Below are 11,924 nucleotides of genomic sequence, written 5' to 3' on the forward strand. Positions count from 1 at the left end.
ATAGTTGTCTTAAATATAATTGTTATGACAAGTATTTGTGAAAGGATGAGTATTCATGCCCTTTTCTTCACCGCAAGATTTCCTTGGATTTCTTCTCGGCTCTACGCACCGGAGGATTTCCAATGCATTTGCACGTGTCCTTAAGCCTTATGACATCACTCCGGAGCAGTGGTCTATCCTGCTGATGATCTGTGACCGTGAAGGCATTAACCAGAAAGAAGTTGCCGCTGCGGCCGCCAAGGACCAGCCAACTACCGCCCGCATTGTAGAACTGCTGCAGAAGAAAGGCTTCATACACAAGACAATGAGCCCCACCGACCGGCGTGCTTTCCAGCTCTATGCGACTGAGACAGGCAAGTCATTGATTGAGCGAACAGTTTCTCTAGAGCAACAGACCATTGCAACAGCTGTTAATGGACTCCGCCCAGAGCAGCTGGAAGACCTCCGCTCCATGCTGGAGCTGATCTACCACAACACCGGAAATACGCTTAAAGAATAGGAGAAACCCGTTTTGAATTATACATCTGAGCGATTATGGACCCCGTCCTTCATTATTCTCACAATCTGCAACTTAATGCTGTTCATGGGTTTGCAAATGACCCTCTCCACTCTCCCAGCTTATGCCGAAGGAACACTCCACGCTTCTTCCGTACAAGTCAGTCTTGTAACCAGTCTATTCGCACTAAGCGCCATTGCCTCACGGCTCTTCTCAGCGAAGGCTATGGAGAAGGGCGGCCGCAATCTGCTGATCTTCCTTGGTCTGGCTGTTTCCCTTGCTGCGGTGATCGGTTATTACTGGGCAGGAAATATCCTAGCCCTCTTGCTCCTACGGATGCTGTTCGGGGTTGGCTTCGGTATGGCCAGTACCGCATTCCCTACAATGGCCTCTGATGTGATCCCGATCCGGCGGATGGGCGAAGGTATGGGGTATTTTGGCCTCTCCACGAGCCTTGCGATGTCAGCTGGCCCGCTGATCGGGCTCAGCCTACTGCAGGGACCCGGCTTCGGTTCGCTGCTTATCTGCACAGCCGCAGTACTGACGCTGATTGTACCGCTCGGCTACCGTTTGACCACGAAGCTGCCTGCACATCACAAGGAACCGGCAAACGCACCTGTATCGGAACTTAAGGGTGGAACCTTCGGCAGACTATTCGTACCCTGCGTGCTTAATTTCCTGCTAGCCGTCTCTTATGGAGGCCTGCTGGGATTTCTGGCTCTATTCGGTAAGGAAATCCATCTGGAGCATATCGCTTACTTCTTTCTGTTCAATGCCGTTGCCATTGTGGTTGTAAGACCACTGTCCGGTAAAATCTATGACCGCTTCGGCCCTCCGGCCCTGCTTATTCCGGGAAGTCTATTCATTATCGCAGGATTGTTGCTGCTTTCTTTCGCTTCTTCAACAGGCGCCCTTTTTCCGGCTGCAATATGTTATGGAATAGGGTTTGGCTCGATGCAGCCTGCACTGCAGACATGGATGATTCAATCCGTAGAGCCTCGTCAGCGCGGGATGGCTAACGGTATGTTCTTCAACTCACTGGATCTGGGTGTAGCCCTTGGCTCCCTAATTCTCGGTTCGGTTGCACTGTATACCAGCTATGCTGTCATGTACCGTTATTCAACCCTTGCCCCGCTTTTATTGCTGTTGATCTATACAGTTATACTCCTTACTTCACTTTATAAACGCCGGAGCCTTGCACAAGAACCTTCCACCAGCCACCCAGCAGCCAAATAGATATTGCCAGAGATGTTCCGCTGAGGTCACTTAAGACCACTCTGAGGAATATATAGAAAAAGACCGCCTTCCAAATATCAATTTTGGAGGCGGTCTTTGCATTATATTGTAACCCTGCGTTTAGCTCTGTGAAGCCCCGGCGGTCACAGACTCACGAACCTCGGCAGGCAGGAAGTGATTGGGCTGCCCGAGACTGTAGATATGCAGCAAATGCATCGCCCGGGTACACGCGGTATAGAACAGCTTGCGTTCACTTTCCCGGCCATATTTAGCCTCAGAGCCGTCGTAAATGATCACGGCGTCGAATTCCACACCTTTGGCCAGGTAGGCGGGGAGCACCAGCGTTCCTTTTTGAAAATTGGGCGTATCCTTCGTAACCAGCCTCACCGGAAGCCTATCCTGCAGCTCGGCATGAACCCTTGCACTTTCTTCCGCTGTCTTACAGATGACCGCCACATAATGATAGCCCATGGAATGCAGATTCAGTACATCCCGTTCTATTGAAGCCAGCAGCCCCTCCTCGTTGTCCACAACGGTCAGCTGCGGTGATTCTCCCCGGCGGTTAAAAGGAACGATCTTTTCCCCCCCGGGAATCATTGAACGCGTAAACTCAACAATCTCATAGGTGGAACGGTAGCTGCGGGTCAATGAGATCACCTCTGTGTTCTCCTCCCCATAGATACTGACGAGTCCACCCAGATCTCCCAGTACTTCGCCTTGGGCATAAATGGCCTGATTCAGATCTCCCAGCACTGTCATTTTGGCCCGGGGGAACAGTCGCCGCATGAACTCCAGCTGGAATGGAGAGTAATCCTGCACCTCATCTACAATCACATGGCGGATTAGTGTGTTTGTGCGGAAACCCTGGCTCAATTCCTTCAGATACAGAAAAGGTGTGGCATCTTCATAGGCAAGCTCGTTCTGGTGCATTGATGTTATCGTCTGCCGGCAGATGTTGTCCCAGACATCAGGAAGCTGCAGGTTGTTGCTCAGGCGCTCCATTAATCCACGGTCAGCAAAAAGCAGGCTGTACAGCCCCTTCACATCAACGAATCGTCCGCGTTTGGTCCAGCCGCGAAGCGGCTTCAGACGCTGGCTGACGATAAATCTGGCGAGCGAGGTTTTCTCCATATCGAAATCATCAAAGCTGTCATTCTGGCCGCCGCCCTTGCGCCGAAGCATATTGTAGGCCCGCTGATAGTCACTGGAATCCATCAGCTCAATCTGATCCTCCACCCATTGCGATTCCCGTTCTTCCACACTGAACGCAGCGATTTTTTTGAGCAGCCAGCCTGTCATGAGATCAATACGGTTCGCCAGTTTTATACTGGAATCAAAGCTGTAGAACTTGCGCTCCATCTCCTCCTTGCTGACAACTGCCCGGCCTTGAAATACAAGCGGCTTAAACAGCATCCCTTCATGCTCCAGAAGATTGACATAACGACGGATTACATCCAGAAAGGCCACAGAGGATTTATAGGCGATTCCCTCTCTGCGTGTGGCTGCTTCCGGTCCTTCAGGGGCATTCAACAGGCTTTCTGTCTGATTGAAAACGTCTTCCAGCTCAAACTCCTGGCCCAGCCGGTGCTCAAGGTACATTTGGAAGGTGGTCTGCTGCATATTTTCTTCACCCAGTTCCGGGAGCACCGTGGAGACATAGCTGTTAAAAAGCGGATTGGGCGAGAAGAGCAGCATTTGGTCTGCCTGCAATACTTCGCGGTATTTATAGAGCAGATAGGCTACGCGCTGTAAAGCGGCTGAGGTTTTACCGCTGCCGGCAGCCCCTTGAACGACCAGCATCCGGCTCCGGTCATTGCGGATGATGGCATTCTGCTCCTTCTGAATCGTCGCTACGATGCTCTTCATCCGGTCGTCAGCACTGTGGCTGAGTACCTGCTGAAGCAGCTCGTCGCCGATCGTAACACCTGTATCAAACATGACTTCTATCGTTCCATCATCGATGACGAACTGGCGCTTCAACTCCATCGTTCCGGAGATTAGCCCGCCTGGCGTTTCATAGGCTGCCGGCCCGGGAGCCCCGTCATAGTAAAGGCTGGAGATCGGTGCGCGCCAGTCGTAAATCAGGAAAGTGCCGTTATCCTCCATAAGTGAGCCGATGCCCAGATAAATCTGCTCTGTCCCGGCTTCCGGTGTCTCCTTGAAATCAATCCGGCCGAAATAGGGAGATACAACCAGCTTTCTATATTTTTTAAGCGCTTTGCTTGACTGTAGATGATGGCGCTCACGCTCGTTCAGAATTTGGGCCTGCTGCCGCAGACTTGTTGAGGTTTCCCCGAGGTCATCCGGGCTGCTGAAATTCACCGTAACCTCTTCCCAGAAGTCCTTACGCATATCGACGACATCACTGCGATGAAGTCCGAGTTCCTCGGATAACCGCCGGATATGGGCTGACAACAGCTTCGTAATCCCGTTAACCCTTTCCTGCTCTTCTTTCCATTCACTATCATGTTTCTCCATTGCAATTCATCCCCTTTGGAAGGTTGACATTCATCCTTACCCATGTTATAATTAAGTTGCGTACTTATGTTTTATCGCAAACGATTTTCCGATATCTTTTTATTGTATCAACTGCGTCACACTTAATCAAGTCTTTGATGATCCGGTCCCACTAGGGGCCGGATCTTTTGCTGTGTCTAGACTAGTTAACCTTGCATGCTTAACACTATAAAGTATGCTCTATTTGCAGAAGGATGGTCAACATTCGTATATCTATGCAGGAGTGGCGAACTATTCCTTTTCATCCCCTGAAAGCCGGTTGATCTGGTCCGCCACTTTATCCAGACGCTCCAACTGGTACCCGTAGTCATAGATCGCCGCCGCCACAACAGACAATCTCAGTTGTCCGTTTTTCCCCGCGTCATAGCCGTTGATTGCCGCTTGCAGGAAACGGTCGTTATCCTCGCCGAGCGGGGCAATATCGGTTGCTCCCGGCTTAAGTTTGTCTTCGAATTTGAGCAAAATCGTCTCATGGTACTTGATCAGCTGCTCCAAATGACGGTCGAACAACTCATCTGTGAGCTCTGTTCGTTCAGCCTGAAAATAATGCCGTTCTACCGCCTCCAGCACCTCAAACCCTTTCTGCAATGAAGCCAGCAGATTTTTGTAGACAACCATTTGCCGGGTCTGGCTGTATTTAGCCCTCCGAAGCTGCTTTTGCTCCTCCTCAAACAAAGTGTATTTGTCGGCCAGTGACCGGATCGAGCCTTCCAGCGCATTTTTCTCATCGCGGAAGACACTCTCCTTCATTTCATGTGACACCGCCGTCCGCAGCAGCAGCGACAGGCTGCCAAATACATTTTCAATCTGCTGGATATACTGCTTCCGCGGCTGCGGAGGAAATACAGCGATATTAATAATGAATGCTGAAATAATACCGGTCAGCGTGAGCAAAAAGCGGGTTAAGGCAAACTCCCACTGCCCCGAAGCCTCCATAACTGAGATGACGGTTACCAGAGTCAAGCCGATCGTATCAGCCCGGTTCATTTTCATACTGATCATAATCACCAGAATACATACCAGACCGACGGCAATCGGTTCATTGGACAGCAGCATTCCACCCAGCAGCGCCAGTACCGCACCCATAGTACTTGTCTGAATCTGGTCCAGAAAATACCGCCAGGATCTGTAGATGGAGGGTTGCATAGCGAATATTGCTGCAATCGCTGCGCCCACAGGGGAAGTGAAGTGCAAAAGGGCAGACAGATAGAGGGCAAGTGTTACTGCCAAACCGGTTTTGAGTATGCGGGCGCCAAAAGCCAATTCAATACCTCCTAAAATTTTGTGAGCGTTACATCCTCGAATTCACTTCGTACAAAATTCACTTCGAAAGCATACGCTTAAGTTTTGTAAGCGTTACTTCATTGATATCCCACGTACAAATATGTATATCCTGAACTGCTTTGGTTCATCTCTAATAGTACAGACATTATTACCCAAGATGCAGGCTGGCGAATTCCAGGTTGCCTTTAGGCAGTCTTTAGGATTCTTTCAGCATTCGGGGAATACTGTTTGCAGCAGTCCGAACACATAACAGTCGAGGTGAAAACATGAGCAACAATGTCAAAAAAATCACAACTTTCGCAGCAGCGCTCCTTCTCTGCTTGGCTCCAGCCGCCGCTTATGCCGAGAATACAGCCGGAAGAACTCCTTCCGCTGCACCGGATTCGGCGGTTCATGCTGAGAAAACACAACCGCATCCCCATGCGCCGCATATGGACAAAGGTTTCAGAACCGGAGGCGGACATTTCATCATCAATGAAACATCCAAGCTGCTGGAGATGGACCGTTCCGAGTTAATCCGCAGCCTGAGAGCGGGAAAAACCCTGTATGCTCTAGCCCTGGAGAAAAAAGGCTGGACCGAAGATCAATATATCCAAAAGCTAAGTGAAGCAGCCAGCCTGAAGCTTGAAGCTTCGATTACGGACGGACAGATCACCCGCGAAGAGGCCAACAAGCTGAAAGCCAGCTTACCGGCACTACTGAAGCTTAGTATCAGCCGCACCGCTCATTTTCAGGAGTCCCGAAAGCCCTGAACTCACCACGAGCCAAGGATAACTGTTAAAAGCGGTCCTGCCGCCAAATGCGGATTCCCGTGAGCATTTACGGGAATCCGCATTTTTCATGTGCGCTGCTGCCTCTGCTTCCGTGAATTCCGGAACGCCTCAAAACAGGCAATGCACAACATCAGCCAAGCCCCGCTGGCAGCATATCCTCCAATAACATCGCTTGGGTAGTGCACGCCCAAATAGACACGGCTCCAGCCAATACCTCCAGTCATAAGTACAGTGAACAAAATCAATAATACCCGCTCGGTTCCGCCCCTCATATGCCTCCATAGCAGATACGCAAGCACACCATAGAGCGAAAACGCCGCCATAGAGTGTCCGCTCGGGAAGCTGTAGCCCGCTTGTTCAATTAACCGGTGAATGTTCGGGCGCTCCCGGTGAAACCAAAGCTTCATCCATGTGTTCAGCAACTGTGAGCCTAAGCCGACTATGAGGAACAAAAGCAATTCTATCCTATGCTTCAGTACAAAAAACAATATCATCATGGTCAGCAGCGAAATACCGATTGCAAGTTTTGAGGAGCCCACCAGGGATAATCCTTTGGCCAGCGAAGTGAACACCGGGATCTCCGCTGATTGTACAGCATGTATAATTGAGATATCAAAACCTGAGATCCTGTCCAGCTTCACAAACACAGCGATCACAGCAAAAGCTAGCAGAAACCATAAAAAACCCCGAAAACCTCTGGATCCGTATAGAAATTGCAGCATAACTACCCCCTTGTCTAATCTAAAGCTTAGCGTTCCCATTTCCAGTGAAGGTCTTCCCCGTGGTATAATGTCCTGGAAAACAATTCAAAAAAAGATGGAGTGCTGCCGAAGTGGAAACTCTGAAATTACAGGAACGTTTGTTGAACCAGTGCATTTCAACCAAGGTTCCCGTGACAATTTTTACAACCAATGGAGTTAAAATGCAAGGATATGTAACCTCCTATGACGCTTACACCATCACTTTGCAGGGCCAGGGTGACGGTAAACAGAATGTACTGTTTAAATCGGCTGTTTCCACCATTGTGCCGCTGAAGCCTGTTTCGCTAAAATAAGAAATATTTAGCCACGGAACCTTCTTTTCAAAAGGAACACCGGAGCAATCAGCTCCGGTGTTCCTTTTGTTTAAAATATAAGGATTACAGGATATAACCATGTACATCATCCTTGTATTTGTCACAGTGCCGGGTTCTCCGGGAGTTTATATCATCACCGGAAAATATGCAGGTTTTACACACACCGGTTTGGATACCTCAGCTGTATTGCCCGTGAAGATAAGTCTTCCGCTTACACGGTCAACGCTGAATACAACCAGATTATTGCCATCACGATTCGCAGCGATCAGGAACGCGCCGTCAGGGGTTAGGGTGAAATGGCGGGGATGCCCTCCATGGGTGGATACATGCTCCACCAGTGTAAGTCTGGCGGTTGCAGGATCAACGGCATACACGACGATACTGTCATGCCCGCGGTTTGATCCGTACAAATAGAGTCCATCTGCGGACAAGGCGATTTCGGCACAGCTATTGTCTGCTGACGGGTAGCCATCAGGCAATGTAGATAGGGTGGCAACCGTTTGAAGTGTACCCGCTTTAGGATCATAAAGAAAAGAGGTAACTGTGCTATCCAACTCATTGATAACATAGGCGGATTTGCCGTCCGGATGAAAAACGAAATGACGCGGTCCGGCTCCTTCATGAAGCGGGGTATCTCCTTTTGCTTCCAGCGTCCGGGTATCAGGGTTAATCTGGTAAGTACGAATCACATCAAGTCCAAGATCGGAAACGAACAGGAACTTCTCATCCGGACTAAAGATTGCGGAATGCGGGTGAGGCTTGTTCTGCCCAGGCATCTTTCCTTGTCCCGTATGTACTGCAGTATCCTCCAGCCGGACCGGCAGTCCTTGCTGATCGAGGGTCACCAGTCCCACCAGTCCGCCGTGATAGCTGCATACTATAATATACTCATTTTGAGAATCTCTTGAGATATGGCAAGTTGTGGTTTGATTGCTGCCTGTGGCTGGCATGGTCGAAATGCGGGCCAATTCGGTAAGCTTGCCTGACTGGGGGTCAATGGAAAAAGAAACCACTTCCCCTTCCTTGCCGCCCTCTCCATTGGCCTTTTCTCCAATAGCATACAGCCGTCCTTCAGCAGCATTAACATTCACAAAAGTCGGATTTGTTATGCCCTGTACCTTATCCACCAGTGCAAGTGTCCCTCCCGCTGCTCCATCCAATTCAAAGACCTGAACCCCGCTTTCTTCAGCGCTTGCGTAGGAACCGGTAAACAGCAGCAGTCTAGTATTGTCCTTCATCTCGGTAATCCTCCTCAAATGGTTCATTAATATTGTGGGCCATTACAGCCCAATTTCACTCTAGCCATCTTATTAATTTACATTTTTTCAGCGTCTATGACAAATCGCAAGCTAAAAATGTCATAAAACATTTTAAAAATAAGGCTTCTCAAGGGTAAATCGTTATGTTATAATGAAAGCGCTAACATTGAGTTTTAATTTTGTATAAAGGGGGAACATGAATGAGCAGCCTGCTGGAAGCCAGAAATGTGTATGAGGACTTCGAGGTGGAAACGGACATTCTGTTCTTTAAGGTCGGGGACCATGATTTGGTCATTTTTCACGGCAGAAACTATAACATTAAAAAGAGAATGACTGCCGAGCAGCTTAACCGTTTGTTATCTAATCCAAGTTATTATCATGTGTATGGGGGCTGTTACGTCAATCTTAACAAGATCAGCTCAATCGAAGACGACAGTATTTATTTCGGAGAGATGGGTCTGTACGCCAAGACTGTCCGCGTGCCAAGACGCAAACAGGAAAGCATACGCCACCTGCTGAAAAGCCTCAGCTCTTAAGCGGTTATATATCCACCGCAGGAGATGAATACGGAGCCTTCCAAAAAGCCGGAAACGCATGGGAAAATCCATGACGCTCCGGCTTTTTCCTTGTATCTTAAGATAAACTTAAAAAGTAAATCGGCTTTTTTATACTTTCTTAAGGTTTGGAATCCTGATTTCTGGTAAAGTTGTAGAAAGACAGGCAACACCTATATTGAAGGGAGTCATAAATAATAATGGACAAAAAGGATTTCAATGAGAACGAACATCTGGACAACAATGGAACGACGGGAGAAAACAACACTTCCGGTATCAATGAAGGATTAGGGGAAGAATCCGCTTCAGCTCCTGAATTGGAACCCGTAACCGCGCAGGAAGCGGCAGAAGTATTCGAAGAGAATGACGCACCTGACAGCGCTACCAATGTTCCAGTTATGAACAGAGTTGGCGATGGAACACCTCCTTCCACCCCATCTGCCAAAGGCGGCAAGGGCTGGATGATCGCATCGATTGTCCTCGCCGCAGCCCTTATTGTTGTTCTCATCGTGCAGCCATTCCAGAAGGATGACAGCAAAGTAGCTGTTGCATCCGTCAATGGTACCGATATTTCCAAAGCTCAGCTCTATGACAAGCTGGTTGAAGCCGGCGGGGAAGCGACTCTACAGAACCTGATCACCAACACGCTTGTTGACCAGGAGGCCAAAAAAGCCAATATTACAGTTACCGACGCAGACATCACTACTGAGATAGAAGATCTCAAAACGCAGTTCGGCGGTGAAGAAGCACTCAACAGCGCTTTGCAGCAAAGTTCGATGACGCTGGAAGATCTGAAAAAGCAGATGCCGATGCAGGTGAAAATCCGCAAACTGGTTGAGCCTAAAGTGACTGTTACAGATGATGAAATTACTAAATACTACGACGAAAACAAAGCTTCCTTTAACCAGCAAGAAGAAGTCCGCGCTTCCCATATTCTAGTAAAAACCAAAGAAGAAGCTGATGCTATTCTGAAACAGCTGAAAGATGGCGCGGATTTTGCCACACTCGCTAAAGAAAAATCAGCTGATACTGGCTCCAAAGATAAAGGCGGCGATCTTAACTTCTTCAAAAAAGGCGATATGGTCGCTGAATTCGCAGATGCTGCCTTCAAGCTCAAGGTTGGGGAAACCAGCGGCGCTGTCAAAACGGAGTACGGCTACCATATTATTAAGGTAACTGACCGTAAAGAAGCTCATGAATACACGCTTGCCGAGAAGAAAGAAGAAATCACCAAAACCCTAAAAGCGAAAAAGGTATCCGAAATGTCTTCCACTTGGCTTCAGGATCTGACTGCAGGTGCCAAGATTACGAATACACTGACTGATGCCAAAGCTAAAGCATCCGCATCTCCTGGTACAAGCGCGGCTCCTGATGCCAGTGCAGCTCCGGCAGCAACTGAAGCACCAACTACAAAGTAAGAGCATTTATTCCCGTATAGCCTAATTAGAGCTACTTCAAAAAGAGGACAGGCACTTCTTAGGGTTACTGACAAAAGGGGTTGTGGAGTGAAATCCACAACCCCTTTTGTATATGTGTTATGTTGCTCTCGATTCTGTCCGGCAGCGTTCAATCTTGACAACAGCCCCTTATCCGCCGGGTTATTGGCTCTTCTTGCGGATCTGCTTATCGTGGTTCTCGCCCCACTCTTTGGCTTGTGCCGTGGCAATCGATATTGCCCTTCCCTCTTCATACCCTTCGTCCAAGAGGGCATTGGCAATCTCAATCGCCTTATTTCGCACCGGAGCCATAAAGTTCTTCAGCGAGTCCGGATAATCGTCTTTGTTCCATGGCATCACAAAAACCTCCTTATTCGGGCTATAGATATCATTAGCCTGAACAAGGAGGTTTTAAACCGATTCCGGTTCCCTTATTTAATTACTTTTACGCGCTCTTCGATCGGCTGGAATTCTTTTTCACCTGGTTCGTTAACGGTTTTACCGAAAGGCATTTGAGCAATAAGCTTCCAGTCTGCCGGAATATCAAAGGTTGTTTTTACTTCATCATCAATTAAAGGGTTATAATGCTGCAGCGAAGCTCCAAGACCCGCATCAGCAAATGCAGTCCATACTACGAATTGCAGAATTCCGGAGGACTGGTTTGACCAAATCGGGAAATTCTCAGCGTAAAGGGCAAAGTTCTCTTGCAGATGCTTCACTACAGCCTGATCTTCAAAGAACAATACGGTTCCGTAACCCGCTTTGAAAGAGGACAATTTCTGTGCAGTACCTTCAAATTGTTCAGTTGGTACAATTTTGCGCAGGGTATCCGCAGTAATATCCCACACCTTATCGTGCTTATCTCCCAGCAATACTACCGCTCTTGAGCTTTGAGAGTTAAAAGAAGTTGGGCTATGTAGAACGGCCTCTTCAACAATCTCTTGAATCTCTGTATCGGAAATCGGGGATTCCTTGCTGATTGCATAGATGGAACGTCTACCTTTTACTGCTTCAAAAAAGTTCTTAGACATGATATGAATACCTCCGTTTATTTAGTTACTTACTTTTTTAAATCTTAACACTTTATTTTCGAAATAACAAGACCCATTCACAACATTTTCCTTTCCCCTGTTTTTCCATGCCACCCCTTATTGTCGCAGTCCTTGAGCAAAATTATGCGCATTTCACTATTTTCTATACTCCAAACTGAAGATTAAGAAATAGTTACTCACTTTTCGATATACAATTCTGCACCAAATAGGCTACAATAGTTCAGCAAAAGTGCAAAAGAAAG

At 48.2% G+C, this 11,924-nt stretch carries 12 protein-coding genes; 6 read left to right on the top strand and 6 right to left on the bottom strand.

Annotated features, from left to right (window positions below; translation table 11 throughout):
- Positions 1-55: 55 nt before the first annotated feature.
- Positions 56-499 carry a MarR family winged helix-turn-helix transcriptional regulator gene (locus A3849_RS18950; protein ID WP_074112831.1) on the top strand — a complete coding sequence of 148 codons (444 nt, stop codon included), beginning with the start codon at positions 56-58 and terminating at the stop codon, positions 497-499.
- 12 nt (positions 500-511) lie between these two features.
- A complete protein-coding gene (locus A3849_RS18955; RefSeq protein WP_074112832.1) occupies positions 512-1,732 on the top strand; it encodes an MFS transporter in 1,221 nt (406 codons plus the stop codon).
- A 120-nt stretch (positions 1,733-1,852) separates the two neighbouring features.
- Here A3849_RS18955 and helD read toward each other — a convergent pair whose 3' ends face one another.
- Both helD and A3849_RS18965 read right to left on the bottom strand, forming a co-directional pair.
- Entirely contained in the window at positions 1,853-4,210 is a 2,358-nt protein-coding gene (helD, locus tag A3849_RS18960; protein ID WP_074112833.1) for an RNA polymerase recycling motor HelD, read from the bottom strand.
- Positions 4,211-4,480: 270 nt separating this feature from the next.
- Positions 4,481-5,512, bottom strand: coding sequence for an FUSC family protein (locus tag A3849_RS18965; protein WP_074112834.1), 1,032 nt, complete (start codon positions 5,510-5,512; stop codon positions 4,481-4,483).
- 287 nt (positions 5,513-5,799) lie between these two features.
- Between A3849_RS18965 and A3849_RS18970 the strand changes: the two genes are divergently transcribed.
- Positions 5,800-6,285 carry a hypothetical protein gene (locus tag A3849_RS18970; RefSeq protein WP_074112835.1) on the top strand — a complete coding sequence of 162 codons (486 nt, stop codon included), beginning with the start codon at positions 5,800-5,802 and terminating at the stop codon, positions 6,283-6,285.
- An 86-nt stretch (positions 6,286-6,371) separates the two neighbouring features.
- Here A3849_RS18970 and A3849_RS18975 read toward each other — a convergent pair whose 3' ends face one another.
- Positions 6,372-7,028, bottom strand: a complete 657-nt coding sequence (locus A3849_RS18975) for a phosphatase PAP2 family protein (protein WP_074112836.1) — start codon at positions 7,026-7,028, stop codon at positions 6,372-6,374.
- A gap of 110 nt (positions 7,029-7,138) precedes the next feature.
- Between A3849_RS18975 and hfq the strand changes: the two genes are divergently transcribed.
- Positions 7,139-7,360, top strand: coding sequence for an RNA chaperone Hfq (hfq, locus tag A3849_RS18980; RefSeq protein ID WP_074112837.1), 222 nt, complete (start codon positions 7,139-7,141; stop codon positions 7,358-7,360).
- Between the two features lie 146 nt (positions 7,361-7,506).
- On the opposite strand, the gene A3849_RS18985 is transcribed toward hfq, so the two are convergent.
- Positions 7,507-8,619: a lactonase family protein gene (locus A3849_RS18985; protein WP_074112838.1), complete on the bottom strand. Its 1,113-nt coding sequence runs from the start codon at positions 8,617-8,619 to the stop codon at positions 7,507-7,509.
- 221 nt (positions 8,620-8,840) lie between these two features.
- Between A3849_RS18985 and A3849_RS18990 the strand changes: the two genes are divergently transcribed.
- Positions 8,841-9,176, top strand: a complete 336-nt coding sequence (locus A3849_RS18990; protein ID WP_074088630.1) for a LytTR family transcriptional regulator DNA-binding domain-containing protein — start codon at positions 8,841-8,843, stop codon at positions 9,174-9,176.
- A 218-nt stretch (positions 9,177-9,394) separates the two neighbouring features.
- On the top strand, positions 9,395-10,612 hold the full coding sequence (locus A3849_RS18995; RefSeq protein ID WP_074112839.1) for a foldase protein PrsA: 1,218 nt from the start codon (positions 9,395-9,397) through the stop codon (positions 10,610-10,612).
- Positions 10,613-10,792: 180 nt separating this feature from the next.
- Here the strand turns inward: A3849_RS18995 and A3849_RS19000 are convergent, their stop codons facing one another.
- A complete protein-coding gene (locus A3849_RS19000) occupies positions 10,793-10,987 on the bottom strand; it encodes a DUF2188 domain-containing protein (protein WP_074112840.1) in 195 nt (64 codons plus the stop codon).
- A gap of 74 nt (positions 10,988-11,061) precedes the next feature.
- Positions 11,062-11,661: a nitroreductase family protein gene (locus A3849_RS19005; RefSeq protein WP_074112841.1), complete on the bottom strand. Its 600-nt coding sequence runs from the start codon at positions 11,659-11,661 to the stop codon at positions 11,062-11,064.
- Between the last annotated feature and the right edge of the window lie 263 nt (positions 11,662-11,924).

It is taken from the genome of Paenibacillus sp. P46E (genome assembly GCF_001909095.1).
GTDB lineage: Bacteria > Bacillota > Bacilli > Paenibacillales > Paenibacillaceae > Paenibacillus_AQ > Paenibacillus_AQ helianthi.